This is a genomic window from Sphingomonas sp. Leaf20, from assembly GCF_001421535.1.
In the GTDB taxonomy this organism is placed as follows: domain Bacteria; phylum Pseudomonadota; class Alphaproteobacteria; order Sphingomonadales; family Sphingomonadaceae; genus Sphingomonas.
In genome coordinates this window covers 564,758-590,820 of the sequence record NZ_LMKN01000009.1, presented here as the reverse complement: position 1 = coordinate 590,820, position 26,063 = coordinate 564,758, and the positions used below count along the sequence as shown (strand labels likewise).

Below are 26,063 nucleotides of genomic sequence, written 5' to 3'. Positions count from 1 at the left end.
TTGGCAGCAGACGACGCAATTCCCGAGCATAAGCAGCGGCGGTACCGCGGCCTGACCGCAGACGAGCGACGCGCCAATCGTCGCGAGCGGCTGATCGCGGCGGCGATCACGGCCTATGGCCAGCACGGCTATCGGCAGACCACAGTCAGCACGATCTGTCGCATCGCCGGGCTCACCCCGCGCTATTTCTACGAGGCGTTCGGGAACAGCGAGGCGCTGCTGGTCGCCGCGTTCACCACGGTGACCGACCTCGTGATGGCGCGCGTCGCCGAGGCGGGCAGGGTGGGGGACGGCGATCCCGACGCGCGTCTCGTATCGATGCTGACGACCTATTACGGGCTGCTGCGCGACGAACCCGACATGGCACGGGTGTTCCTGCTCGAGATGTCGGGGATAGGCACCGATGTCGATGCGGTGTTCGATCGCGCGCTGCACGCCTTCGCCGACCTCGCCGCCGCCACGCTCGGTGCGGGACGCGGGGTGTCCGGCGTGCCGAGCCTCGCACGGACAGGCGCGATGTACGGCCTGCTCCATATTGCGCGCGACTGGACCGCGCGGGGGTATGTGGAGCCCGTCGACGCGGTCGTCGCCGCGGCCTTGCCATTATGCCGGTTGCTGACCGGCGACGGCGCGGCAGTCAGGGGGTGTCGCTGACCAGCGCCGCGCCGCCCTTCGCGTCGAGGTCGAGCATCGCGGCCCTGGCCGCCGAATAGCGCGGCCAGTTCGGCAGTCTGGCGCCGTTCGGGTCGCCGCGCTTGACGAAATTGACCAGATACTCGCTCGCGGTCCGCGCCGCGGCACGGTCCGTCGTGCTGGTCTGCGCGCCGTATTTGACGTCGGCGGTGTCGAAGAAGAACGGGATGTCGGTCGCATGGCCAGCCCCGTCGGGCGAGGTGTCACGCGCTGCGGTCGCGACATAGGAGAACCGATAATAATAGGTCGGCACGCCCGCCTGCGACAGCGCCTGCGCGGCGCTGCGGGCGCCGACGATCATATAGCCCTGCGGCCCGCCAATGTCGTTGCTGGTCGCGCCCACCATGACCGGGACCTTGGCGAACCGGCCGTCGCGGTACGCGGCCGCGGGATCGACGGCGATCCTGCCGTCGACGACAGGGCCGCTATAGGTCGGCGCGCTGCCGGGCGGGGTGCCCATCGACGCCAGGTTCAGCCCGTCCACGACCTGCTCGGCGGGGAGCGCGCGCAATCTCGCCAGCGCGTCCGGCGCATCCGCCGCAATCGCCTTCGACCGGGCGAAACTGACGCCGATGGTCTCGGCATCTGCAAGGCTCGGCCCGGGCCCCGCGCGCCCCGACTGGATGACGGCCTTGTGGAACAGCCCGACCCCGAGCGGCGACGACAGCAATGTGTGCACCGACATGCCGCCCGCGCTCTCACCGATGATCGTGACATTGGCCGGGTCGCCGCCGAACGCGGCGATGTTGCGCTTCACCCAGCGCAGCGCCGCGAGCTGATCCATGAAACCATAGTTCGCCAGCATCCCGCGATCCGGATCGGCCTTGGTCAGTTGCGGATGCGCGAACGTCCCGAACCGGCCGAGCCGATAATTGAAGCTGACGACCATGATCCCCTTGCGGGCGAGCGGCGCACCCGAATAGGTCGGCGGCGACGAGCCGCCGTTGACGAACCCGCCGCCGTAGATCCACACCATCACCGGCAGTTTCGCCGTCGCCCCGGCAGGCTTCCAGACATTGGCGTACAGACAATCCTCGGCGGGCGGCGTGCCGAGCGGCGCGGCATCGCTCGGGAAGGGCAGCTGCATGCAGTCATGGCCATACCGTGTCGCGTCGCGCTCGCCGCGCCAGGCGGCGATCGGCTGCGGTGCGCGCCAGCGGAGCGCGCCGACCGGTGGCTGGGCAAAGGGGATGCCCTTGAACGCGACGACGCCATCGCTTTCGCTGCCGCGCAGCGTACCGGTGTCGATCCGTACGCGCGGGGCCGGCTCACCCGTCTGCGCGGGTGCGGCGCTAGCCAGCATCGTGGCGGTCAACATGATCAAGGCGCGCATGGGTATCCCTGGTATGACGACCATCACGGCCTCCGGAGGCAAAGGTGTATGGGCGATTCCGCGTCCTGCATAGTCCGCCGGAGCAGCCGCAGGGCAGATGGTAACGATTGACACTATCTGAGCGAACAGCGTATCTAGTCTCATTCGTTACCACATCGGGAGCTGAGAGCATGGACCATATGGACGTCAATCCGATGGGTCTGGACGGGTTCGAGTTCTGTGAATTCACCTCGGCCGACCCCGACCGCATGGCGCAGCAGCTGGAGCAGTTCGGCTTCGTAGCTGCGTCGACGCACCCGACCAGGGCGGTGACACGCTACAAACAGGGCCGGATCAACCTGCTGCTCAACCGCGAGCCCGACAGCCATGCGGCGGCGTTCCACGCCAGCCACGGCCCGTCGGCGAGCGCGATGGCGTTCCGCGTCAGCGATGCAAAGGCGGCCTATGCGAACGCGATCGCCGCCGGGGCAAAGCCTGCGCCCGCGGGTGCCGTGCTCGACAACATTCCCGCGGTCGAGGGCATTGGCGGGTCGATCCTGTATCTGGTTGACCGGCACGGTGCGGCGGGATCGCTCTACGACGACTGGACGCCCGTTCCCGGTGCCGCGGAGGCGGAGGCCGAGAACAATGTCGGGCTCGATCTGCTCGACCATCTGACGCACAATGTCCGTCGCGGGCAGATGCGGACCTGGGCCGAGTTCTACGGTCGGATCTTCGGCTTCGAGGAGCAGAAGTATTTCGACATCAAGGGCAAGGCGACCGGGCTGTTCAGCCAGGCGATGATCGCGCCCGATCGCGCGATCCGTATCCCGCTCAACGAAAGCCAGGACGACAAGAGCCAGATCGAGGAGTTCCTCAAGGACTATAACGGTGAGGGCATCCAGCATCTGGCGCTGACGACCGAAGACATCTTCGCGACCGTCGAGAAGCTGCGCGCACGCGGCGTCAAGCTGCAGGACACGATCGAGACCTATTACGAACTGGTCGACAAGCGCGTGCCCAACCACGGCCATGACCTCGAGCGGCTCCGCAAGAACCGCATCCTGATCGACGGCAATGTCGGCGAGGAAGGCCTGTTGCTGCAGATCTTCACCGAGAACATGTTCGGTCCGATCTTCTTCGAGATCATCCAGCGCAAGGGCAATGAAGGCTTTGGCAACGGCAACTTCCAGGCGCTGTACGAGAGCATCGAGCTCGACCAGATCCGCCGCGGCGTCGTGACCGTCGACGCCTGAGCGTAGTTGCGGATCCCACCGGGCAGGACAGGAGCGCGTCGCGATGAACGGACAGGGCGAACGGACCGAGACGGGTGAAGGCTATGTCACCGGTTTCGGCAATCACGTCGCGACGGAGGCGGTTCGCGGTGCGCTCCCGATCGGTCGCAACAGTCCGCAGCGCGCGCCGTTCGGGCTTTATGCGGAACAGCTGTCGGGGTCCGCGTTTACCGCCCCGCGATCCGAGAACAAGCGGAGCTGGCTCTACCGGCTCCGCCCGACCGCGCAGCATCCGGCGTTCACGCCCTATGCCGGTGCCGTCCACCTGAAATCGGCACCGTTCGGGAATACGCCGCCCAGCCCCAACCGGCTCCGCTGGGACCCGCTGCCCTGGCCGGCGGCGGGGACCGACTGGCTCGACGGGCTCGTGTCCTATGGCGGCACGGGGTCGGTCGCCGAGCAGACGGGTGTGGGTATCCATTGCTACGCCGCGACCGCGGACATGGAGCGCGCGTTCTTCTCGGCCGATGGCGAACTGCTCGTCGTACCGCAGGAGGGCGCGCTGTCGATCACCACCGAGTTCGGCCGGATCGACGTCGCACCGCTGTCGATCGCGCTCATCCCGCGCGGGGTGCGGTTTCGCGTCGCGCTGACCGACGGGCGGGCGCGAGGCTATGTCTGCGAGAATTACGGCCCGCCGTTCCGGCTGCCCGACCTTGGCCCGATCGGCGCCAATGGTCTGGCCAATCCCCGCGATTTCGAAACGCCCGTCGCGTGGTACGAGGATGTCGATACGCCCTGTACCGTCGTGCAGAAGTTCCAGGGCGGGTTGTGGACGACGACGCTCGACCATTCGCCGTTCGACGTGGTCGCCTGGCACGGCAATCTCGCGCCATGTCGCTATGACCTGACGCGCTTCAACACGATCAACACCGTCAGCTTCGATCATCCCGATCCATCGATCTTCACCGTGCTGACCGCGCCGAGCGACACGCCGGGCACCGCCAATTGCGACTTCGTGATCTTCCCGCCACGCTGGATGGTGGCGGAGGGGACGTTTCGACCGCCCTGGTTCCACCGCAACGTGATGAGCGAATTCATGGGGCTGATCGCCGGCGAATATGACGCCAAGGAAGGCGGCGGTTTCGTCCCCGGCGGGGCCTCGCTGCACAACCAGATGAACGGCCATGGCCCCGATCAGGCGACCTATGACAAGGCGTCGACCGCGGACCTTAAGCCGCACAAGATCACCGGCACGATGGCGTTCATGTTCGAAACCCGCCACGTCGTCCGCACCACCGCCTGGGCCAGTGCGACCCCGACGATGCAGTTCGATTACGACGATGTCTGGAGTGGCTTTTCAAAGGCCCGGCTTTGATCGTCCCGCACGTCTTCCGGGGGCGGGGGCGGGGGCGGGCATAACGTCTCGATCGCCGCGCGCAGGTCGATGATCGGATAGGTTGCGCCGCGCGTGGTGATCGTCGCGGCGATGCGGGCCATCGCCCTGTCGCCGCCGGTATCGCTGAGCAGCTGGACCGACGAGCGTTCGACCGCGCAAAGCTCGTCGACCATGAAGCCCGCCTGATTGCCGTCCGCGGAGGCGAGCACGGTGAACGGCGCACCGTTCCCGCTATCGCCAATCCCGAGGACGCGGTGGAGATCGATCAGCGGAACGCCGCGGCCGCGGTGGATGATGTAATCGTCGATCCCCTGCGACCGATCGGTCAGCCCAAGACCCGACGTCCTGGTCGCGATGATCTCCTCGACCTGCGACAGCGGGATCGCGAAGCGCCGGTCGGCGAGCCGCACGAGCAGGAATGCGCGCAGGGCGTTGGTCCGCTCACGCTCGACGTCCGCGGCGGCCCTCGACCCGGTCCCGGCCTCCGTCTTGTCGCAGATCCGCCCGACCGTACCAAGTTGCGCATCGGCCTGCATCGCGTCGGGATCGAGCAACAGGCTCGGCGCATCGGTGCCATACAGCCCGTTGAACAGGGCGCGGTTGCCAACCACGAATTGCTGCAGCGGCTTGATCTCGTCCGACGCGATCCGCAGCATGTCGTTGACCGCGTCGATCTGAAGCCCGACCAGATGACCCGACGGCAGACGCAGGATCACCGCCGCGGTACGCTGCGTCCGGCGGCATTCGCCGAGCCGCAAAAGCCGCAGCGTATCGACGACCGGGACACGCCGGCCGTTATGCGTCAGCCAGCCGATCCAGAGATCGTCCTCGACCGGACTCGGCGCGATCGCCTGTTCGGGCACCGATGCCTCGATCACGCGCGCGGCCAGACCGAGACGCGCCGCGCCCACCGTGAACAGCAGCGTCGGCACGCCGGTCGTGACGCTGCCCGGGCGGATCGTCGCCGTCGACCGCTCGATCGCGAGCGGCATCGCCTCGAGCGCGGCAAGCGCGGCGATGTCGAGCACCAGGCCGCGCGTGTCGCCGTGGACGAACGCGGCACGGATCAGCGCCGCGCGGCTGGCCCGCGCGCCCCCGGGCTGCCCGGACGCGTCGGTTTCGTCGCGCAGGTCGAGCTGCGTCATGTCGGCGGCGTCGAGCGGCAGCACGCCGGCGATGGACTCGATCGCCAGCCCGATGACGCGGTTCGCGTCGCGCAGGATGAGGATGACGGGGCAGCGCTCTGGTGACGGCACGCCGAGCAGCGCGACCGGGTCGAGGACGGGGACGATCGCTCCGCGCAGGTCGATCGCGCCAATGACCTCGTCCCGCACCGCCGGAAAGGGGAGCAACGCCGCCGGGCGGGGGACGACCTCGCGGATTGCCTCGATCGGCACGGCGAGCGTCAGGCCGCCGACGACCACCGCGCCGTGCAGCCCCGCGGGTGCGCCCCGTGGCGGGCGGGCGGATACCGGCGCGGCGGGAGCGGGGCGGAGCGTCGGCGTCCGTCGCACGACCGCCACCCGGCGCGGCTCAGGCTGCCGCACGTTCGGTGGCGTTCGACAAGGTGCGGATAAGGTCGACGACCTTGGCGGAGGCCTCGTCCTGGACCGAGGTCGACTTGGCGATCGCGTCGATCGCATCGCCCGTCTTGTGGACGGCATCGACGATCCCCACGAACGCGTTGGTCGCCTCCTTCGAGCGTTCGGTTCCGCGCGCGATGCGTTCGAGCGACTCGTCGACCAGCCGGTTGATCTCGCGCGCCGCGGTCGAGCTGCGTTCTGCAAGCTTGCGGACCTCGCCCGCGACCACCGAGAAGCCGACGCCGTGCTCGCCCGCGCGCGCGGCCTCGATCTCGGCGTTGAGGGCGAGGAGGTTGGTCTGGCCCGCGATCTCGCCGATCACCGAGACGATCTCCGCGATTCCCGCCGCCGATTTCTGGATCAGGTCGATCGACTCGATCGCACCACCCAGCGCAGTGCGGCCTTCCTCGGCTTCGCTGCGCGTCCGCCCCGCGAGATCGGTCGCGGTGTCGGTCGCGCCGGTGATCGCGGTGATCGACTGCGTCAGCGCGCCGACATGGTCTGCCATCGACATCGAGCATGACGTGATCTGCTGCTCGAGCAGCACCTGGTCGGTCACGTCGGTCGCGTATTTGATGACGCGCAACGGGTTGCCCTTGAGGTCGAGCACGGGATTGTAGGTCGCCTGGATCCAGACGTCGCGGCCATATTTGCCGATCCGGTGGAAGCGTCCGGAATGCACCTCGCCCTTGTTCAGTTTCAACCAGAAGTCGCGATATTCCAGGCTGCGGATATAGTCGGGCGAACAGAACATCGAGTGATGCTGGCCGACCACCTCGCGCAGCGAATAGCCCGTAGTACGCAGGAAATTCTCGTTCGCCGACAGGACGTTGCCCTCGAGGTCGAACTCGATCACCGCCTGTGCGCGGTTGATTGCGTCGACCTTTGCCTGGTGATCGTTCGCCGCGAGCTTCTGCGCGGTGACGTCGACCGCGAACTTCACGACCTTGACGGGCTTGCCGTTGAGATCGAGGATCGGGTTGTACGTCGCCTGGATCCAGACCTCGGCACCGCCCTTTTTGAGGCGCTTGTATTCGCCCGCGTCATATTCGCCGCGGCCGAGCTTTTCCCAGAACACGGCATAGGCGTCCGACTGCGACGTGCCCGCATCGCAGAAGACACGGTGATGCCGACCGCGGATCTCGTCGAGCGTGTAGCCCGTCAGCGCGAGGAAATTCTCGTTCGCGTCGAGGATCGTGCCGTCCATCGCGAATTCGATCACCCCCTGTGCGCGGTCGATCGCGCGCGCGCGGCCCTCGAACTCGACGTCGCGGCGCTTCTGGTCGGTGATGTCATGCGCGAACTTGACAACCTTGCGCGGCTTGCCCTCGATGTCGAGGATCGGGTTGTAGGTCGCGCGGATCCAGACTTCGCGTCCACCGCTCGCGATCCGCTTGAAGACGCCGGAAACGAATTCGCCCGCGCGCAGCCGGTTCCAGAGATCGGCATAGTCGGGCGATGCGGCATAGCCGGCGTCGCAGAAGGTGCGGTGATGATGACCGACCACGGCGTCGCGCGCATAGCCCATCAGCTCGAGGAAATTGGCGTTGGCGTCGAGCACGGTGCCCGCGAGGTCGAACTCGATGACCGCCTGCGCGCGGTCGATCGCCGCCGCGCGACCCGCTGCCTCGACCATCGCGAGGCGCTGCGCGGTCACGTCCATCGCGACCTTGACCACGCCCGTCGGAATGCCGTCATAATCGAACAGCGGGTTGTACGACGCCTGGATCCAGACTTCGCTGCCGTCCTTGCGGATCCGCTTATATTCGCCCTGGTCGAGCTCACCCTTGCCCAGCCGTTGCCAGAACTGGCGATAGGCCGGGCTCTGCGCATAGTCCGCGTCGCAGAAAATCCGGTGGTTCTCGCCCGTGATCTCGTCGAGCTCATACCCCATCAGCGACAGGAAATTGGCGTTGGCGGTGATCACGCGCCCCGACAGGTCGAACTCGATCAGTGCGAACGCCCGGTCGATCGCGGTGATGCGGCCCTGATTGTCGACCGTCGCCTGATGCTGCGCGCTGATGTCATAGGCATAGCTCAGCACCGAGACGAGCTGGCAGTTCTTGTCGAACGTCGGCACGAAGATCTCGCGTACCCAGACATTCTGCTCCGGGCACGGGGTGTAACGGCGGATGACCGTGTCGGACTCGCCGCGCTCGAACCGGCTCCAATAGGTGTCGGCGTCGTTCGCCTGGCGCTCTGCCGCGGTCCAGAACATGTCGAACCGGCCGCCGGTCATCGCCTCGCGGGCAAGCCCGGTCAGTTCGAAGAACTTGGCATTGCCGTCGATCAGGTGTCCGTCGGGTGAATATTGGCAGATCGCGAGCGCGCCGTTGATCGCATCGAAGCGGTGCACGATGAGCGCGGTATCGTGCAGGCTGCCGGGCGTCACCGCGCCCATGAAGACCAGCTTGCCCCCGGTCCCGGACAGCGCCCCCATCAGGCCCTGGACATGCATGCAATGGCCCTGCGTATTCGCGAGCAGCCCCTCGACCGCGACCGTCGTCGCGTCACCCGTCGCCAGTTGCGCGATCGCGTCGGGGTAGTTCGGGAACAGCGTCGCGAAGGTCGCGATCGCGTCGACCGACGCGAGGATCGTCCGCGCAGCTTCATTCGTCTCGATCAGCGCGCCATCGGCGCTGAACGCGAGAACGATCATCTCGTCTGCCAGCGCGGCGGCGGCGCGCGCGCTCAGGTCGACAACAACACCTTCCAACGACATATGATGCTCCAGCCATCTTTCGCCTCATTATAGGATCGGCGCGACCGCCCCGGACCGAGGCGCGGATTTTGGCGAGGCGATCGTCGCGGCGATTGCGCTTTGCACCGGGCATCGCAGCGCCTAAGGCGCGCCTTCCCCGGGGGGCCGCTGACGCGCGGCTGAGAATTGGGCTGCAGCCCATGACCCGCTGAACCTGATCCGGCTGATACCGGCGTAGGGAGGGCCAACGGTTTTTCCGTCGTCCCTCCGCTTGGAGTGGACGTGCGCACATTCGATCGTGGCTTTTCGACATCTTCCGTTCGGCTCCCGCGCAGGCGGCCTGCGTGCGCGGCGATCGCGCTGGCGGCATCGCTTGCGGCGGCGCCTGCGACGGCTCAGACCGATCCCCGCCCCGACACGCCGTCTGCGGACCCCGCCGAGATCCGCGTCGCCGGCCAACCCGATCCCGCAGGCCTGCTGCCCGACCAGCGCGTGCCCCGCGCGCAAAGCGCGATCTCGGCCGAATTCATTGCCAAGCAGGCGCCGACGCTGAACGCGTTCCAGCTCGTCACGCTGTTGCCCGGCGCGAACGTCGCATCGAGCGATCCCTATGGTCTCTCGACGAGCTCGAGCCTCACGCTGCGCGGGCTGGGTCAGGATCAGATCGGCGTCCTGATGGAAGGCGCCCCGCAGAACGACATCGGCTATTACTTTGCCTATCCGTCGCAGTTCGCCGACCCGGAGAACCTCAGGCAGATCGCGCTGGCGCAGGGGTCGGTCGACATCGACTCGCCGACGGTGGGTGGCGCGGGCGGGCTGTTGTCGCTGAAACTCGACGATCCGGGCGCGCGACCCGGGGCGGTGGTGGACCTGTCGCTCGGCAGCTACGCCGCGCGGCGGGGCTTCGTCCGGATCGATACGGGGACGCTCGGCACCAGCGGGATCAAGGCGTTCCTGTCCTATTCCAATACCCGCGCGAACAACTGGCGCGGTCCCGGCTACGACACCCGCCAGCATATCGACGCCAAGCTGCTCCGCGAATGGGGCGCGGGCAATCGCGCCAGCCTCGCCGTGTCGTACAACGACGCCAACACGTCGAGCTACCCCAGCCCGACGCTTGCCGAATGGCAGGCGCAGGGGCGCGACTTCAACTTCGCGCGCGCGTATCGGGCGGGGTCGACCGACTATTGGCGGCTCTACCGCGCGCCGTTCCGCAACCTCTATGCCGCCGCGCCGGTGCACATCGTGCTCGGCGACCGCGTGACGCTGGATACGACCAGCTATCTCCAGTTCGGCTACGGCAACGCACCCTATGGCACGCAGCTCGCCACGACGGGCAATTTCCTCGGCAACGAGGCGCTTGCCGATCCGATCGCGCTGCCGGGCGCGATCGACGGGGTGGCGACGGTGCTCGGCAACTATACCGGCGACCAGGTCCGTGGCGGCAGCGTCGGCAAGCTGACGTTGCAGGCGGGCGTCCACCGCATCACCGCCGGGCTCTGGTTCGACTATGGCACCGACCGCGTGACGCAATCCTATACGCGCGTCGATGCCGACGGCGATCCTGCGGACCGGTGGGGATATCGCGCAAAGGCGACCCGTACCGCCGATGGCCGTCTGCTCGCCTATGAGAACCAGCGCACCGTCACCGTCACCAAGGCGGGCTTCATCGCCGACAGCATCGCGATCACGCCGCGGCTGACGATCGATATCGGCTTCAAGGGCGTCAACCTGCTCCGCAACGGCCGCAACTATCTGCCCGGTCCGCAGCGCGGGGTGCGGCGGAGCAGTTTCGCGGCATTGCCCCGCGCGGCGATCCACTACCGCCTCGACGATCGGCAACAGCTGTTTGCCAACGTCACCACCAACTTCCGCGCGCCGAACGAATTCGCGCTCTACGATTATTATTATGGCGGCGAGGTCGTGGTGCAGGGCACGAACGCGCTCAAGAACGAATATTCGGTGTCGCAGGAGATCGGGTACCGCTTCATTGGCGAAAGCCTGTCCGCATCGGTCACGGGCTTCCATTACGCCTTCAGCAACCGACAGCTCGCGACGGTGATCGATCGCGGCGGGGCGCAGGTCAACGGGACGCTCAATGTCGGCGGGCAGACATCCTATGGCGTCGATGCGGAGATCGACTATCGGCCGGTCGCCGGGGTCAGCCTGTATCTGTCGGGCGAATATCTGCGCGCGCGGATCGACGACGATCTGCCGATCGGCTCGGACTTCCTGCCGACCCGCGGTAAACGGGCGGTGTCGAGCCCGACCGTCCAGTTCGGCGCCGGCGGCCTCTACGACGATGGCCGGTTCTTTGGCAGCATTGCGTCGAAATATGTCGGTCGCCAATATTCGACCTTCATCAACGACGAGAGCATCAAGGGCTATGCGACGCTCGACCTGTCGATCGGCATGCATCTCGCCGAGTGGCTCGACGGCAAACGCACCGACCTGCGCATCAACGCGATCAACGTGACCGACCCGCATGTGCTCGCGGGCGTTCAGGCGGTCAGCACCAATGCGCGCGACGTGGCGGGGCGGGGCGGGACGATCATCACGGGCAATGCGCCGGCCTATTATGTCGGCAGCGGTGCGGCGGTGATGGGCACGCTGTCGCGCGCGTTCTGACATGACGACGCCGCCGTCCGCTGCCGGCCACCGCGTTCACGGCATGGGCACCGCGCTCGAGGCGCCGACCTGGCCTGCCATCACGCCCGAGGAAGCTGCGGCGATCCTCGCAGGCTTTCCCGCGGCGGGGCGGATGACTGCGCTCGAATGGCATTCGCCGCGCCCCTTTTCGGCGGCAACGCTCGTTCGGACGACGACGGGTGCGTTCGTCGTGAAGCGGCATCATCACCGGCTCCGCTCGCCCGCCGGTCTGGCCGAGGAACACGCGTTCATCGCGCATCTCGCCGCCCGCGGCGTCAGCGTCGCGGAGGTCCTGCGAACCGCATCGGGAGAAAGTGCGGTCACCGCGGACGGATGGACCTATGAGGTGCATCGCCAGGCGCCCGGCGCGGATCTCTACCGCGACCGCCAGTCATGGACGCCGTTCCTGTCGGGCGAGCACGCCGGGGCAGCGGGCGCCGCGCTGGCGCGGCTCCACGACGCGGCGGCCGGTTTCGATGCGCCTGCGCGCGCGGTCCAGCCCCTCGTCACCAGTCTTGCGATCTTGTCGGCCGCGGACCCGATCGTCGCCGTCGAGGCCTATGTCGCAGAGCGCCCCGCGCTCGCAGGCTATCTCGCGACCAGACCATGGCGTCGCGAGCTGGCGGCGCTGTTCGCAACCCTGGGGCAGGGACTCGCGCCACGTCTGGCGGTCCAGCCGCCGCTGTGGACTCACAATGACTGGCATCCCTCGAACCTGTTGTGGGCCACGGACGGCAGCGTAGCGGCGACGTTCGACTTCGGGCTCGCCGACCGTACCAGCGCGGTCCACGATATCGCCACGGCGATCGAACGCACGGCAGTCCGCTGGCTTGATCTGGGGCAGGGGGCGGATGACAGCATTGCCGATCCCGACGCGGCGGTCGCGCTGCTGCACGGCTATGCCACCGTCCGGCCGCTGGGCAGCGCCGACCTCGCCACGATCGCCGCGCTGTTGCCACTGGTGCATGTCGAGTTCGCGCTGTCGGAGATCGACTATTTCGCGGGAATCGCCGGCGATGAGCACGCGGCGACGCTGGCATGGGACGGATATCTGCTCGCGCATGCCGAATGGTTTCGCGCAGGCGCCGGACGCGCGCTGCTGCGTGCGATCACACAGATGGGGAGCCAACGATGACACCGCTCGAGATCGCCGCAGTGCTCGTCAGTTTCACCGGCATCTGGCTGACCGCGAAACGGCGTATGCTGTGCTGGCCCGTCAACCTCATGGCCTGCGCGCTCTATTTCAAGCTGTTCCTCGACGTGCGGCTCTATGCCGACATGGTGCTTCAGGCGCTGTTCGGGATCGCGATCGTCTATGGCTGGATTTCGTGGCAGCGCGGCGCGCGCGATGACGGTGCGATCGTCGTCGAGCGCTTGCCCGCCAGGGCCGTCGTGACCGGCCTCGCCATCGGCGCGGCGGGGGCGGTCGCCGTTGGGTGGTTCACCAGCCGGTTCACCGACGCGGCGCTTCCCTGGATGGACTCGGCGTTGACGAGCTTCAGTCTGGTCGCGCAATATTGGACCGCACGCCGGCATGCCGAAAGCTGGCTGCTGTGGATCGCGGTCGACATCCTGTATGTCGGCATGTTCGTCGTGAAGGGCCTGATGCCCACCGCGGGGCTCTATGCCGCGATGGTCGTGCTCGCGGTGATCGGATATCGGCGCTGGCGGCAGACGGTGCCCGGCTGGCGCGGCTGAGCCAAGCGCTGCGTCATCCTTCGAACTCGCGTTCGACGAACCGCATCCGCCTGACGATCGCGACGAAAAAGGCGGTCGACCACCCCAGCAGGATGATACCGTTCGCCCCCTCGATCGCGCCGACGATCCGCCAGTCGACCCCGAGCAGGACGTCGCCATAGCCGATCGTCGTATAGGTGGTGGTGGAGAAGTAGAGCGCGCTGCCGAGGTCGGCGAGCGCGCCCGTCACCAGGTACAGCGCGGCATAGGCCCAGATCTCGATCCCGTGCAGCACGAACAGTGCGATCGCTGCGCCGACGATCCCGACCACGTCGCGCCAGCGCCGACGCGGACTGAGCGTCTCGTCGCGTCGCCGGATCACCATCAACAGCCCCGCAAGCCCGGCAAGATGGACCAACGTCGTCAGCAGGACCATCGCGGTCGACGTCGCCAGCTGCGTGAAGAGGGTCACTGGCGACCCCCGCATCCGGGCCCGGCGCCGGCGGCACATACGGCACCCCTGCGGCCAGCTATCGCGCCGTCATCGCAACTCCGGCAATGCCGCGCGATCAACGCAGTCCACGCAGATCCGTATGGACCGGGCCGTCGGACCCGGCCGGATAGCCGTGACGGCGCGCCTCGCGATCCTCTTGCGCGATCGCCCGGCACAGCGGTGCGGCCTCGCAATGCGCACAATCGTGTTCGGGATCGGCGACCGCGCGGCATTGGTCGACATAGGCGGACAGCATGCCGTGATGCGCGATCTGCGCCTCGACCGACGCCGCACCCTGCATCCGCTTCGCTTCGCGTAGGACTCGCGTACGGAAGAAGCTCGGGTCGCGCGGCATCATGACGGACTCCTGTGGCGGTCGTGACAGTGTGAGCCCCGGCCGCCTGCGCGTCACTACGCAATTCTACGTAGTGCGCGATCCCGATACCGTCGCGCGGTCCCGCATCTCGCGACGGCGCGCGGGGAGTCCCCACCACGGCGTACCGGGCGAGAGGTGATGCTCGTGATGATAGCCACCGAAATGGAAACAGGTGAGCAGCGACAGAAATTGCGGAATCTTCGCGCTATGCGCGCGATGGTCGTCGAGGAACGGCTCCTCGCGCTCGCGGTGCGGCAGCCAGGTTCCGAACACGAACAGCTGCAGCACCGCCCCGAGCGCGGGCACTGCCCAGAACACGACGATATTGCCGAGCGGCGCGCCGAGGACGAGCGTGTAGACGAGCGCGACCACGGTGATCCGCACGATCTGCCCATGCGAATAATAGGTCCGGAAGAACTGCCCGAACCAGCCGAGCAGGCTCGGATCGCCGCCATGGAAATCGGGGTCGCCCGCACGCCCGGCATGCTTGTGGTGGCGGTGATGCTGCGGCAGCAGCGTCGCATAGGAAAGGCAGGCGTAGAGCGAGAGGCAGAGTGCACCGACCACGGCGTTCAGCCGCGGCTGGCCGGGGGCGAGCGCGCCGTGCATCGAGTCATGGGCGATGATGAACAACCCGGTGCTCAGCCATGTCTGGACCAGCACCATGACCAGCGCGACCGGCACGAGGCCGGGCGTCCAGCGCCACAGGAATATTCCGGTGATATGGATTGCGAGCCATGCCGTGACGATGACCGCGGCGAGCGCGAGTCCGATCTTCGATTGGCGACGTGCAGCCGTTCCGGTCATGCCGAAACGCCGCTCATCGGCGGGACACGGGGGACGCGGGCAACGGCTCGGAGGCAGGGACGGCCTCGCTTGCCCGGTCCCGCTGGTCTACGCCCCGCGGCGTGCGGCGCTGCGGGTCCGCGTTGGCGCGCAACTGCGCCTTCAGGACGGCCGGCTTGCGCGCGAACAGGAACCCGTGGCTGACCGTACCATGCTTGCCCTCGACCGCATGATGCAGACGATGCGCCTGGAGCAGACGCTTGAAATAGCCCTGTTTGGGGACCCAGCGAAACCGCCCGCGCTGATGCACGAGCATGTCGTGGACGAACGCATAGATGCCGCCATAGACCGTTATGCCAAGCGCGGCCCACCAGAGCGGTTCCCAGCGCAGTCCGACGACAAACAGGATGATCGGCACGATCGCGAAGACGATGGCGTAGAGGTCGTTCTTCTCGAACCACCCCTCGGTCTCCTCGTGATGCGACTTGTGCCAGCCCCAGCCCCAGCCGTGCATGACATATTTATGCGCCGCCCATGCAAAGCACTCCATGAAGAGCACCATGAAGACGACGATGCCGAGCTTTTCGATCCAGGACATCAGCGTCCGATCCAAAGCCCGGCGCAAGGTCCGGCGGGAGAGTTCTGCGATGCGCTCGACATGGTCAACATATACGCGCGGTACGGGGCATATGCGAGACGGAACGCCGAAATAAGAGCTCCGTGTTACCCCGTCGCACGGTCGTGCGGGGAACCTTGGAAGTGATGGGGCGACGGGCGGACCCATCGCCCCACGGAATCACGCGATGCTGTGCTTCAGCGCGCTCATCTTGTCATGGCCTTCGCGAACCGATGCGAAGCCGTCCTTGATGACACCCTGCGTTGCCGGCGACACGTCGGTATCCTTCATGGCGTCTTCGTACTTCGCCTTGATATGGTCCTCGCCGCGCTCGACCTCGTTGATGATCGCCTTGTCATCCTTGCCCGTGATCGCCTGCTTCAGATCCATGAACGTGCGGTGCGCCGCTGCGAGCATGCTCGAGTCCAGCTCAGGCTCGCCGCCGAGCGTACGGACCTGGTCCTGCAGCTTGGTCGCGACCTGTGCGCGGTCACGCGCGAAATCGGCGAACATCGTTGCGAACTGCGTCGACTCCGCGTCCTTCGCCGCGTCCTCATAGCCCTTCATGCTGTCGAGGGTCGTCTTGATCAGGCCGTTCAGGACGGAAATATCGGTGTCGCTCATGGGGTAACTCCGTTGGGGGAACCCGCACAACGATCAGCGGCAATAAGGTCCCGACCGAAAACCGCGCAGCGCTTACTCGTCCTCGGGTTCGAAACCGATGAAGACCGCCGCCTCATCGACCGTGCGGCGTTCGGACACGACGGCGTTCGCGGGGAACTGCGCGTCGGGCCAGCCGAGTGCGATGCTCTTCATGATCACCTGGTCGTCCGGGATCGCTGCATGTTCCCGGACGACGGGGGACTGCATGATGCCCTGGCTGTTGATCACCGTGCCAAGCCCGCGCGACCACGCCGCGTTGACGAGCAAGGTGGCGACCGCGCCGCAGTCGAACACGGTGTCGTCGCTGTCGGCCAGATCGCGGTCGAACGTGATGATGACGCAAACCGGCGCATCGAACTGCCGGAACCCGCGCATCACCCAGTCCTGGCGGGCGTCCGCGTCGTCGCGCGCGATCCCCATTGCGGTAAAGAGCTGCTTGGCGACACCGACCTGACGGTCGCGGTGCGCGCCCGCAAAGGCGGTGCCGGTGCGGAATTCGCGCGACTGCGGCACCCCGCCGAGCATGCGTTCGGTGTTGCCCGCCCGGATCGCATCGAGCGCCGCGCCGCCGACGACGTGGAAGTGATAGGGCTGCGTGTTCATCGACGACGGCGCGCGCATCGCCAGCGTCAGCACCTCCTCGATCAGCGCACGCGGCACCGGCTCTGCCGTGTAGCCGCGCACGCTGCGCCGCCCGAGGATTACGTCGTCGAAGTGCATGGCTCGCCCGGTCCCTTGCCCAGTGAGAATCAATGCCGCCATCGATACCGCAATATCACGCTGCGCACAGCCAGCCCCGTCGCTTCGCACGCGCGGCTGCGATGCCGCGTCGCAACAAACCGAGGCGTCCATCGTTCGTCCGGCATTCCCCGTAACCACTGGAAAGGCCGAGCATGTTCGGATTCACCAAGAAGATTCGCTATGCCGTCGTCGGCGGCGGCCAGATCTCGCAGCAGGCATTCATGCCGGGCGTCGGGCGTACCAACAATTCCGAGATGACCGCGCTCGTGACGGGCGATCCCGTCAAGGCGGACAAGCTCGCCAAGCTCTACAAGATCAAGGCCTGGTCGTACGACCAGTATGACGAGCTTCTGAAGTCGGGCGAGATCGACGCGGTCTATATCGCCACGCCCAACTTCCTTCATCTCCAATATGCCGTCCCTGCGCTCGAGGCCGGGATCCACGTCCTGCTCGAAAAGCCGATGGCATCGAGTGTCGCCGAGGCCGAGCAGATCCTGGCCGCGCAGCAGAAGAGCGGCGCCAAGCTGATGATCGCCTACCGCCTCCACAACGAGCCCGGCACCGTCGAGATGATCACGCGTGCGCGTGGCAACGAGTTCGGCGACCTACGCAGCTTCGTCTCGACATTCGCGCAGAATGTCGCGGAGGCCAATTCGCGCGGCCATAACGGCTATTGGGGCGGACCCGTGCCCGACATGGGAACCTATCCGCTCAATGCCGTGCGCAACCTGTTCGGACAGGAGCCGATCTCGGTCCACGCGGTTGGAACCAAGACGCCGAACCGCGGCTTCAACTTCCATGACACCGTGGCGGTGACGCTGCGCTTCAGCGGCGAGCGCGTTGCGCAGTTCACCGTCAGCTATGCGACCGCACCGTCGGAATTCTTCGAGCTGATCGGGACGAAGGCGAGCATCCATGCGTCACCATGCTTCATGTTCGGCGCGACGACGGGCATCGCCTATGTCGAAAAGACCAAGGAGGGCAGCAAGACGCACGACTTCGCGCCGGTCGAGCAGTTCGGCAACGAGACGCAGTATTTCTCCGACTGCATCCTCAACGACCGACACCCCGAGGCGGACGGCGAGGAGGGGCTGCTCGACATGCGCGTGCTCGCGGCGATCGAACGCTCGCTCGAGACTGGGGAGACCGTCACGCTCGACCCGGCGAGCCGCAGCCGGCACGTGGCGCCCGATCAGGCGCTCGAACTCAAGCCATCGAAGGCGCCGAACGAGGACGAAATGATCAGCATCATCCCACAATCCGCCTGATCGAAAAGCCAGGGCCGGTCGGGATCACGCTCGACTGGCCCTGGACCAGACCCGGAAAGCCCGGCGCAAGCGGCTGTGCGAGTCGAATCCAGCAACGGCGATGCAGGCCAATGGCAGGCCGCCGAACGAACTGAATTAAATCCACTTTGGTTGAAGATTTTGCGAGTATCCAAGCAGGCCAATGGCAGGCCGCCGAACGAACTGAATTAAATCCACTTTGGTTGAAGATTTTGCGAGTATCCAACGTATCTGTGATGATCAACCCCGGCAGTAACTTGGACGTCTACCGTGCGACAGCCTATCAAATGTATAAATCATTTCGTAACGCAATAGACGACATGCTGTCGGGATGGGCGCGTATTTGAATATCAAATCTGAGAGCGAGGCGGGCGCTCCCACCGAGACCTTGCTCGGGCTGCAGAACGCGATCCTCGAGATGATCGCGCGCGGCGAGACGCTCGAAGCCACGTGCGTACGTCTGTGTCTGGACGTCGAGGCGCTGGTGCCGTCGGTCACCTGCTCGGTGCTGACGGTCGACGTCGAGGGGCGGCTGCATCCGCTTGCAGGGCCCAGCCTTCCCCCCTCCTATTCGGCCGCACTCGATGGCGTGCCGATCGGCCCCTATGCCGGGTCGTGCGGGACGGCGGCGTATTTCGGCATCGATATCGCGGTCACCGATATCCGGTCGGACCTGCGCTGGGCGGATCACCGGCATCTCGTCGAACCGCACGGGTTGCGCGCGTGCTGGTCGATGCCGATCGTCAACGCGCGCGGTCAAACCGTGGCGACCTTTGCCTTTTATTACCGCGACACGCGCGGGCCGACGTCGTTCGAACGCGACCTCGTGCGGAGCTGCGTCCATCTCTGCATGATCGCGATCGACCGCCACCAGCGTGTCGTCGAGCATGAACGCCGGGCGTTCACCGACGCGCTGACCAATCTTCCCAATAGGGCCGGGTTCAATGCCGCGCTCGCCCGGCTCGACTGTACCGCATCGGGGCGGTGGGCGCTCATGGTGCTCGACCTCGACAACCTGAAGATCGTCAACGACACGTTCGGGCATCACGCGGGGGACCGCCTGTTGCGCGTCGCAGGCGAGCGGATCTCGGAGATCGTCGGCAGGAACAGCGCGTTCCGGATCGGCGGCGACGAATTCGGGCTGATCCTCGCGGACGCCGACGTGCTCAAGGACCTCGACAAGACCGCGGCGCGAATCCTGCGCGCACTGGCGGCGCCTGCGGATATCGGCGGGCAGATCATCGTGCCGCGCGCGACGATCGGCGGCGCGGTGCTGTCCAGCGAGCCATCCGCGGACCGCGTCCGCCAGAACGCCGACTTCGCGCTCTATCATGCCAAGGAGACGGGGCGCGGCGGTTTCGTCCGCTACTGGCCCGGTCTCGGCTCGACGATGACGCGGCGGCTGGACGCCATCCGCGACGTGACCGCGGCGCTCCGCGAACATCGCATCGACGCCTATTATCAACCCATCTTCCGGCTCGACACGCGCGAGATTGTCGGGCTCGAAGCATTATGCCGGATGCGCGTCGGGAACGAGATCGTCCCCGCCGCGGCGTTCCACGAGGCGACCACCGATGCGCATGTCGCGACCGCGCTGACCGCGCGGATGATGGCGCTGGTCGCCGCCGATATGCGCGTGTGGCTCGACATGGGGCTTGCGGTCCAGCATGTCGGCATCAACGTGTCGTCGGCGGATCTCAGCGGTGGAACCGTCGGCCGGGTCCTGACCGAGGCGTTCGAGCGCGAGCGTGTGCCGCTCGAGCACGTCATCCTCGAGGTTACCGAGACCGTGTATATGGGCGACGGCGACCAGGCGGTGCAGACCGCGATCCGCGCGTTGCGCGCGAAGGGGATCAAGCTGGCGCTCGACGATTTCGGGACCGGCTTTGCTTCGCTGACGCACCTCCTGACGGTCCCGGTCGACATCATCAAGATCGACAAGACGTTCATCGACCATCTCGCGCCCGACAATGTCAGCATGACGATCGTCGAGGGGCTGATCCGAATCGCCGAACGGATGAACATCCGGATCGTCGCAGAGGGCGTCGAGACCGAGGTTCAGGCGGGTCTGCTCGATGGTGCCGGCTGCGTCTTGGGGCAGGGCTATCTCTATTCGCCCGCGGTCGATCGCAATCGCACGACGGCGCTGCTCCGCGATCGGGCACAGGGTGTATCGTCGCTTCGGGCCGCAAACGGCTGACCCGGCCTGGTCCGGCCCCGGCGCAGGATCCGATCGTCCGGGCCGAAGCGGGGCGCCGCGATGACGCGACGCCCCCTGATCGGCTCAGAAGTTGACGGCCGCCCGCGCGTACAGGAACCTGCCGTTGAACCCGAACGGCGAGAACCCGCTATAGGGCAGGAACTGGTAGGTCGCGGGATAGCTGCCGCCGACGGCGGCCGGACGCGGACCGAACGGGCGGCGATCGGGGTAGACGTCGAACGCGTTGTCGACGCCCAGCGTGAGCTGGATCCCCTGCAGCTCATAGCTGAGCGAGAAGTCGGTGATCCATTTCGGACGCAGCTTCTGATCGTCGGGGCCGAGCGCGGTGAGGCTCGCCGCATCCGCGCCAAGTGGTGCGGTCGTCTCGGGCGAGATCACCGACCCATAGCGCGTCGTGCGGGCCGAGATGCCGACACCCGCGATCTTGCCGTCGGTGGCGAGTACCGCCTTGCTGCGTGGCTGGCCGCGCTCGAAGCGGATACCCTCGACGCGGCCGAACAGGACCAGCCCGGGGATCTGCGCGAGCGAGCCCAGATTGTTGAGCCGCTTGTCGATCTCGTTTTTCGTGTAGTTGTACGCCGCGGAGAAATTCCACGCGCCGAGCCCGCCGAGATTGGCGCGGTAGGTCGCGACCGCGTCGACACCCTGCGTCGTCGTGTCGAGGCCGTTGATGAAGAACCGCGCGGCGCCGACATTGGCAAAGCCGTTGGCGGCCAGCACCGCCTGGACCGCGGCGTTCTGCGCGGCCGTGCCGACGCCCGCCGCACCGAGATTTTCCGACAGCACGACGCGGTCGCGGATCTTGATGTGGAAGAAGTCGACCGTCACGTTGAAGCTTCGGAACGGGTTGAGCGTCGCACCCGCGGACAGGTTGAGCGACTTCTCGGGGTCGAGCGGCTGCGATCCGAGCGCGCGTGCGACGGGGCTGCTGACCGGGACCGTCGAAACGTCGACGGGAACGCCCGCGAGGAAGTTGGTCGAGGTCGTGGTGAAGAACTGCTGGTGCAGCGATGGCGCACGAAAGCCGTTCGACACCGAGCCGCGCAACGCGAACCCGTCGACGAACTCGTAGCGCAGCGCGAGCTTGCCGTTCACCGTGTCGCCGAAATCGCTGTAATGTTCATAGCGTCCGGCCGCGGTCGCGGTCAGGCCCGTGAACAGGTCCGCGTCGAACTCGACATAGCCGGCAAAGCTGTCGCGGTCGACGTTCGTGCGCGCCGATGCGGGCAGTCCGCCAAAGCCCTGCGCCCCTGCCGCCGCGGCACGGCCCGGGAACGAGCAGATGCCCGTGCCCCCTGCAAACACGCCGCCGAGCACGGTGCAGTTCGCCGCCGTCGTCGCGCGTGCGGGGGTGAAGAACGGTCCGGTCTGGTAGGATTGCGGATCGCCCGGACGGATCTGATAGATCTCGTGGCGATATTCGCCGCCGAATGCGAACGACAGCGGCGTCGCGAGGCCAAGGTCGAACTGCCGCGACAGGTCTGCATTGGCTAGGATCTGCGAGAAGGCGAGCCCGCCGGCGTCGAACGATCGCTGGCTCTGCGGCCCGAACGAGACGTTGATGCTGTCCTCGGTCCGATAGTTGAGCTCGTTGCGTCCGAACCCGAGCGAGAAATCGCCTTTGAAGCCGGCGATCTCGGCACGGATGCCGCTGGTCGCCGACATGTCGTCGATGTTCGACTGGATCTTCGGCAGATACCCGTCCGGCGTCAGCCCGACGAAATTGGCGTTGGTCGGCGTCGTGCCGGGGCTGATCGCGGAGAAGTCGCGGTTTGTCGCCGCCGATTGCTGCCGGTAATTTGCCGCGGACAAGCCGTCGCGGTGACCATAGGTGAAGAAGCCGTAGAACTCGGCATTGCCCAGCGGCATGCCCGTGTTGATCAGGAAGTTGAAGTCCTCGGTCTTGGCATCGCCGAAGCGGAAGTCGAGCCGATTGAACGAGGCCTCGCGCGCGTCGAAGGTCGTCGACGTCGGGCGGATATAATTGGGCCTGAGGTCGTAGCCCTGGCGGTTGGTGTAGTTGCGGTCGCGATATTCGCCGGTGAAGTTGAAGAAGCCGCCATCGCCGATCGGCACACCCATGTTGACGCCGAACGTCGTGTAGATCCCGTCGCGCGCCTTGCGCTCGCCCGACCCGTTCGCCTGCAGATACCGCGTATCGTTGGGATCGAGCGCCGGCTGGCCGTTCGCGGTGACCAGCCCGTCGAACGCCGACACGCCGTCGAGCGTGGTGATGTACTTGCCATAGCTGACCTGCGCACGGCCGCCCGAGCTCGCGGTCTTGAGCTGGACGTTGATGACGCCCGCGATCGCGTCCGAGCCATATTGCGACGAGGCACCGTCGCGCAGCACCTCGATCCGCTCGATCGCCAGCGCGGGGATCATGTTCATATCGACCGCTGCGGCACCGCGTCCGACCGTCCCGTTGATGTTGAGCAGCGCCGAGACGTGCCGGCGCTTGCCATTGAGCAGCACGAGCGTCTGGTCGGGGTTCAGCCCGCGCAACGTCGCGGGGCGGGTCACGTCGGAGCCGTCGGCGATCGATGGCTGCGGGAAGTTGAACGACGGCACGAGCTGGTTGAGCGTCTTGTTCAGCTCGCCCGTACCCGATGCCTGCAGCGCGCTGCTCGAGATCACGTCGATCGGAACGGGGCTGTCGGACACCGTACGGTTCGGCGCGCGGCTGCCGATGACGACGATCTGGTTGCGGACATCGTCCTCTTCGGTCGTGGCCTGTGTCTCCGCCGTCGTTTCCTGGCTCGGCGACGTCTGCACCGTCTGTGCGGCAACCGGCGCGGCGAACGCCATCACCGATGCGGACGCGCACAGCGCCGCAAGCATCTTTCTGTCCGTCATTATAACCCCCTGTAGCGAACGGCTTCCCCACCGCTCTTGTGCGCGACACTTTATGTCGTCCGGGGATGGCGGCAAGCTACGCGTGCAGGCGCGAGACTGATTGATCCAGCTGTGTTGCCCTGCGGCAACAGCGGTGAGCGACGTTGCGAATTAACACGGGTTGCCGCGCCGCCTCAAGCGTCATAAGTCCAGTTGTAATACCATTATAGTACCTGAAGGGACGGCCATGATCCGACAGTTTGGCAGGCAGCAGATCGCGGCGATGATGTTGACGACCGCCGCGATGCTGGCATTCGCCGGTCCTGCGTCTGCGTCCACCGGCGCGACGACGCTCCCAGCGATCTTCCCGACGCCGGTGTCGATGACGTCGGGGCAGGGGACGATCACGCTTGGCCGTTCGGTCGTGCTCGTCGCCGCGCCGGGCACCGATCCTGCGACGACCGAACTGGTCCGGACCATCCTGGCATCGGCCGGCGTCGAGACGATCGCCACCGCGCGACGCGTGCCCGCCGCGCCGGACCGCCCGCATATCGTCATCGGCGGCGGCGACAGCGCGCTCGTCCGCGACGCGCTCGCCCTCGGCAAGGCCGTGCCCGACACGCAGGCCGAGGGCTATACGATCGCGAGCGTCGCGATCGGCGACAGCGGCGTCATCACGCTCGCCGGGCATGACGCCGACGGGCTGTTCCACGCCGCACAGACCTTCCGCCAGCTGGTGAAGCGCGCCGCCGTACCCGCGCTCGTCATCCAGGATCACCCCGCGATGCCGATCCGCGGGACGATCGAGGGATTTTACGGCGCGCCCTGGACGATGACCGACCGGACACGGCACCTCGACTTCCTCGGCAGCATGAAGGCCAACACCTATGTCTACAGCCCGAAGGACGATCCGTTCGCGCGCGACCGCTGGCGCGAGGCCTATCCCGCGGCGACTTTGAGCTCGCTCGGGACGCTGGTCACGACGGCCCGACGCAATCACATCGACTTCGTCTATGCGGTCTCGCCCGGCCCGTCGGTCTGCTTTTCCGATCCTGCCGATGCCCAGTCGCTCGAACGCAAGTTCGAGGCGCTGCGCTCGATCGGCGTGCGCAGCTTCTACGTCGCGCTCGACGACATCGAATATGCCAAGTGGAACTGCGACAAGGACAAGGCGGCGTTCGGCGCGTCCGGCCCCGAGGCGGCCGGCGTCGCGCAGGCCAGGCTGCTCAATGCGGTCCAGACCTATCTGCTCGCGGAGGATCCGAAGTCGCGACCGCTGATCATGGTGCCGACCGAATATTATGACGCCAAGGAAACGCCGTACAAGGCAGCGCTCCGCAAGCATCTCGACCCGCGCGTCGTCGTGCAATGGACGGGCACGGACGTCGTCCCGCCCGCGATCTCGATCCCCGATGCAAAGGCCGCGACAAAGGCGTTCGGGCGCAAGACGCTGTTGTGGGACAATTATCCGGTCAACGACTATGCGACGACGACGGGGCGACTGCTGCTCGCGCCCTATGCCAAGCGTGAGGCGGGGCTGTCGGGTGAACTGACGGGCATCCTGTCCAATCCGATGAACCAGGAGGCACCGAGCCGGCCCGCGGTCGCAGGCGTGATCGCGTTCGCATGGAACGACGCGGGCTATGACGCGGAGCGGACGTGGCATGCGGCAGCCGCGGATCTCGCCGACGGGGATCCACGCGCGACCGATGCGCTGCTGACCTTCTTCGATACGCAGCACATGGCGCCGACCTTTGGCAGCCAGCCCTGGCAGGAACAGGCCCCGCAGCTGAAGGCGACGCTGGACAGCGTCCGAGAAGCGATTGCGGGCGAGGACGCGTCGGCGCGGGCAACCGCGATCGCCGAACTGGCAGAGCGCGCCGACGCGTTCGCCGGCGCACCCGACGTCATCCGGTCGGGCACGGTCGATCCGGGGTTTGCCGTGCAGTCGCGTCCGTGGCTCGATGCAATGCAGCTCTGGGGTCGTGCGCTGCAACTGACCGCGGCGGGGCTCGACGCCGCCAATACGGGCAGTGCCGCAGCGACGCGGTATTTTGCGGAGGCCAGCCGTCTAGCCGCCCAGGCCGCGGCGATCCAGTCGATCCCCGGCGCGACGCGCTTCGGGGGGCCGATCAAGATTGCCGACGGGGTGCTCGACCGGTTCGTTGCAGACGCGCCGACATTGTTCGCCGCCCAGCGCTGAGACCCTGCGGTCGGGCAGGGGGGGCGGGGGTCTTCCCCGCCCCGAAGGCTCAGGCGCCGCCGGCGACCGGGGCGATCGTCTGCTGGTGCTGCACCACGCGCCATTCCTCATGCTCGAGCCGACGCATCGTCGTCGTGCAATAGGCGGTGTAGCCATCGGCCCCGTCACGGCTCGCCTCGGCCTTGTACGCGATCGCGATCAGTCCTTCCTGCGGGCGCATCACCTGCTGCTCGCTGAACCGGACCTCGCTCCAGCGCGGCGTGTCGGCGACTGCCTCGATCGCCTGCTTGCCCGTCAGCACGAAGGGCTGCTCGGGCAGCACCATGACGCATTCGTCGTCGATCAGCGCGCGGTAATGCTCGGCGTCGCCCGTCCACAGGCTTTCCTCGAATTCCCAGATACGATTGTCGTCCATCATCATTCTCCCAATGGTCGATAAGCGCAGCGCCGGGCGACGACGAACGTTCCGCCTCCTGCTTGAAAACCGCGATAATTCAGGGGCGCAGGCGACGTCTGGCCGATCCACCGGCCGCCCTGCCGCAACGCCGTCGCGACCCGTATAATCGCGCTTGGCACCCGCTACCGACACCGTCT

The 26,063-nt window shown here is 66.7% G+C and carries 20 protein-coding genes and 1 riboswitch; of the genes, 9 read left to right on the top strand and 11 right to left on the bottom strand.

What is annotated here, in order from left to right:
- A complete protein-coding gene (locus ASE72_RS16050; protein ID WP_056023579.1) occupies window positions 1-654 on the top strand; it encodes a TetR/AcrR family transcriptional regulator in 654 nt (217 codons plus the stop codon).
- Here ASE72_RS16050 and ASE72_RS16045 read toward each other — a convergent pair.
- A complete protein-coding gene (locus tag ASE72_RS16045) occupies window positions 638-2,026 on the bottom strand; it encodes a carboxylesterase/lipase family protein (protein ID WP_156350549.1) in 1,389 nt (462 codons plus the stop codon). The genes ASE72_RS16050 and ASE72_RS16045 overlap by 17 nt on opposite strands.
- A 170-nt stretch (window positions 2,027-2,196) precedes the next feature.
- Here ASE72_RS16045 and hppD point away from each other — a divergent pair, with 170 nt between their 5' ends.
- Both hppD and hmgA read left to right on the top strand, forming a co-directional pair.
- Entirely contained in the window at window positions 2,197-3,261 is a 1,065-nt protein-coding gene (gene hppD / locus ASE72_RS16040; protein ID WP_056023573.1) for a 4-hydroxyphenylpyruvate dioxygenase, read from the top strand.
- A 43-nt stretch (window positions 3,262-3,304) separates the two neighbouring features.
- Entirely contained in the window at window positions 3,305-4,618 is a 1,314-nt protein-coding gene (hmgA, locus tag ASE72_RS16035; protein ID WP_056023570.1) for a homogentisate 1,2-dioxygenase, read from the top strand.
- Here hmgA and ASE72_RS16030 read toward each other — a convergent pair.
- Entirely contained in the window at window positions 4,576-6,153 is a 1,578-nt protein-coding gene (locus tag ASE72_RS16030) for a chemotaxis protein CheW (RefSeq protein ID WP_162235483.1), read from the bottom strand. The two genes, hmgA and ASE72_RS16030, sit on opposite strands and share 43 nt — an antisense overlap.
- A 19-nt stretch (window positions 6,154-6,172) precedes the next feature.
- Window positions 6,173-8,944, bottom strand: coding sequence for a methyl-accepting chemotaxis protein (locus ASE72_RS16025; RefSeq protein ID WP_156350547.1), 2,772 nt, complete (start codon window positions 8,942-8,944; stop codon window positions 6,173-6,175).
- Window positions 8,945-9,071: 127 nt separating this feature from the next.
- A riboswitch (TPP riboswitch) is annotated at window positions 9,072-9,181 on the top strand.
- Between the two features lie 96 nt (window positions 9,182-9,277).
- Between ASE72_RS16025 and ASE72_RS16020 the strand changes: the two genes are divergently transcribed.
- From ASE72_RS16020 to pnuC, 3 genes are read left to right on the top strand one after another with little or no spacing between them, the layout of a single operon-like run.
- The gene (locus tag ASE72_RS16020) at window positions 9,278-11,551 is read left to right on the top strand and encodes a TonB-dependent receptor (protein WP_056024346.1); all 2,274 of its coding nucleotides are present in this window, start codon (window positions 9,278-9,280) and stop codon (window positions 11,549-11,551) included.
- Window position 11,552: 1 nt separating this feature from the next.
- Complete coding sequence (locus ASE72_RS16015) at window positions 11,553-12,707, top strand: phosphotransferase enzyme family protein (protein ID WP_056023563.1); 1,155 nt, start codon at window positions 11,553-11,555, stop codon at window positions 12,705-12,707.
- Entirely contained in the window at window positions 12,704-13,270 is a 567-nt protein-coding gene (gene pnuC / locus ASE72_RS16010; RefSeq protein WP_056023559.1) for a nicotinamide riboside transporter PnuC, read from the top strand. The genes ASE72_RS16015 and pnuC overlap by 4 nt, the downstream gene beginning before the upstream one ends.
- A 13-nt stretch (window positions 13,271-13,283) precedes the next feature.
- On the opposite strand, the gene ASE72_RS16005 is transcribed toward pnuC, so the two are convergent.
- The 6 genes from ASE72_RS16005 to ASE72_RS15980 all read right to left on the bottom strand — a co-directional run bounded on the left by ASE72_RS16005 (window position 13,284) and on the right by ASE72_RS15980 (window position 16,903).
- Window positions 13,284-13,721 carry an ion channel gene (locus ASE72_RS16005; protein WP_056023556.1) on the bottom strand — a complete coding sequence of 146 codons (438 nt, stop codon included), beginning with the start codon at window positions 13,719-13,721 and terminating at the stop codon, window positions 13,284-13,286.
- A gap of 97 nt (window positions 13,722-13,818) precedes the next feature.
- Window positions 13,819-14,100 carry a hypothetical protein gene (locus tag ASE72_RS16000; RefSeq protein ID WP_156350545.1) on the bottom strand — a complete coding sequence of 94 codons (282 nt, stop codon included), beginning with the start codon at window positions 14,098-14,100 and terminating at the stop codon, window positions 13,819-13,821.
- 63 nt (window positions 14,101-14,163) lie between these two features.
- Window positions 14,164-14,925 (bottom strand): fatty acid desaturase, encoded by a 762-nt coding sequence (locus ASE72_RS15995; protein WP_056023550.1) that lies wholly within the window; start codon window positions 14,923-14,925, stop codon window positions 14,164-14,166.
- Between the two features lie 13 nt (window positions 14,926-14,938).
- Complete coding sequence (locus tag ASE72_RS15990; RefSeq protein WP_056024343.1) at window positions 14,939-15,502, bottom strand: sterol desaturase family protein; 564 nt, start codon at window positions 15,500-15,502, stop codon at window positions 14,939-14,941.
- A gap of 198 nt (window positions 15,503-15,700) precedes the next feature.
- Entirely contained in the window at window positions 15,701-16,144 is a 444-nt protein-coding gene (locus tag ASE72_RS15985; RefSeq protein WP_056023546.1) for a ferritin-like domain-containing protein, read from the bottom strand.
- Between the two features lie 72 nt (window positions 16,145-16,216).
- A complete protein-coding gene (locus ASE72_RS15980; RefSeq protein ID WP_056023543.1) occupies window positions 16,217-16,903 on the bottom strand; it encodes a nitroreductase in 687 nt (228 codons plus the stop codon).
- Window positions 16,904-17,076: 173 nt separating this feature from the next.
- On the opposite strand from ASE72_RS15980, the gene ASE72_RS15975 reads away from it, so the two are divergent.
- Window positions 17,077-18,192, top strand: coding sequence for a Gfo/Idh/MocA family protein (locus tag ASE72_RS15975; protein WP_056023540.1), 1,116 nt, complete (start codon window positions 17,077-17,079; stop codon window positions 18,190-18,192).
- A 361-nt stretch (window positions 18,193-18,553) separates the two neighbouring features.
- On the top strand, window positions 18,554-20,410 hold the full coding sequence (locus ASE72_RS15970) for a putative bifunctional diguanylate cyclase/phosphodiesterase (protein ID WP_235532396.1): 1,857 nt from the start codon (window positions 18,554-18,556) through the stop codon (window positions 20,408-20,410).
- Between the two features lie 84 nt (window positions 20,411-20,494).
- On the opposite strand, the gene ASE72_RS15965 is transcribed toward ASE72_RS15970, so the two are convergent.
- A complete protein-coding gene (locus tag ASE72_RS15965) occupies window positions 20,495-23,287 on the bottom strand; it encodes a TonB-dependent receptor plug domain-containing protein (RefSeq protein ID WP_056023534.1) in 2,793 nt (930 codons plus the stop codon).
- 226 nt (window positions 23,288-23,513) lie between these two features.
- Here ASE72_RS15965 and ASE72_RS15960 point away from each other — a divergent pair, with 226 nt between their 5' ends.
- A complete protein-coding gene (locus ASE72_RS15960) occupies window positions 23,514-25,469 on the top strand; it encodes a beta-N-acetylglucosaminidase domain-containing protein (protein WP_056023531.1) in 1,956 nt (651 codons plus the stop codon).
- Window positions 25,470-25,518: 49 nt separating this feature from the next.
- Here ASE72_RS15960 and ASE72_RS15955 read toward each other — a convergent pair whose 3' ends face one another.
- Complete coding sequence (locus ASE72_RS15955) at window positions 25,519-25,884, bottom strand: DUF4440 domain-containing protein (RefSeq protein ID WP_056024340.1); 366 nt, start codon at window positions 25,882-25,884, stop codon at window positions 25,519-25,521.
- Between the last annotated feature and the right edge of the window lie 179 nt (window positions 25,885-26,063).

Excerpts from the sequence above, each read along its gene's own strand:
- ASE72_RS16045 (WP_156350549.1), bottom strand. The coding sequence starts at position 2,026 with ATGCGCGCCTTGATCATGTTGACCGCCACGATGCTGGCTAGCGCCGCA.
- hppD (WP_056023573.1), top strand. The coding sequence starts at position 2,197 with ATGGACCATATGGACGTCAATCCGATGGGTCTGGACGGGTTCGAGTTC.
- hmgA (WP_056023570.1), top strand. The coding sequence starts at position 3,305 with ATGAACGGACAGGGCGAACGGACCGAGACGGGTGAAGGCTATGTCACC.
- ASE72_RS16025 (WP_156350547.1), bottom strand. The coding sequence starts at position 8,944 with ATGTCGTTGGAAGGTGTTGTTGTCGACCTGAGCGCGCGCGCCGCCGCC.
- ASE72_RS16015 (WP_056023563.1), top strand. The coding sequence starts at position 11,553 with ATGACGACGCCGCCGTCCGCTGCCGGCCACCGCGTTCACGGCATGGGC.
- pnuC (WP_056023559.1), top strand. The coding sequence starts at position 12,704 with ATGACACCGCTCGAGATCGCCGCAGTGCTCGTCAGTTTCACCGGCATC.
- ASE72_RS16000 (WP_156350545.1), bottom strand. The coding sequence starts at position 14,100 with ATGATGCCGCGCGACCCGAGCTTCTTCCGTACGCGAGTCCTACGCGAA.
- ASE72_RS15995 (WP_056023550.1), bottom strand. The coding sequence starts at position 14,925 with ATGACCGGAACGGCTGCACGTCGCCAATCGAAGATCGGACTCGCGCTC.
- ASE72_RS15990 (WP_056024343.1), bottom strand. The coding sequence starts at position 15,502 with ATGTCCTGGATCGAAAAGCTCGGCATCGTCGTCTTCATGGTGCTCTTC.
- ASE72_RS15985 (WP_056023546.1), bottom strand. The coding sequence starts at position 16,144 with ATGAGCGACACCGATATTTCCGTCCTGAACGGCCTGATCAAGACGACC.
- ASE72_RS15980 (WP_056023543.1), bottom strand. The coding sequence starts at position 16,903 with ATGCACTTCGACGACGTAATCCTCGGGCGGCGCAGCGTGCGCGGCTAC.
- ASE72_RS15975 (WP_056023540.1), top strand. The coding sequence starts at position 17,077 with ATGTTCGGATTCACCAAGAAGATTCGCTATGCCGTCGTCGGCGGCGGC.
- ASE72_RS15965 (WP_056023534.1), bottom strand. The coding sequence starts at position 23,287 with ATGACGGACAGAAAGATGCTTGCGGCGCTGTGCGCGTCCGCATCGGTG.
- ASE72_RS15960 (WP_056023531.1), top strand. The coding sequence starts at position 23,514 with ATGATCCGACAGTTTGGCAGGCAGCAGATCGCGGCGATGATGTTGACG.
- ASE72_RS15955 (WP_056024340.1), bottom strand. The coding sequence starts at position 25,884 with ATGGACGACAATCGTATCTGGGAATTCGAGGAAAGCCTGTGGACGGGC.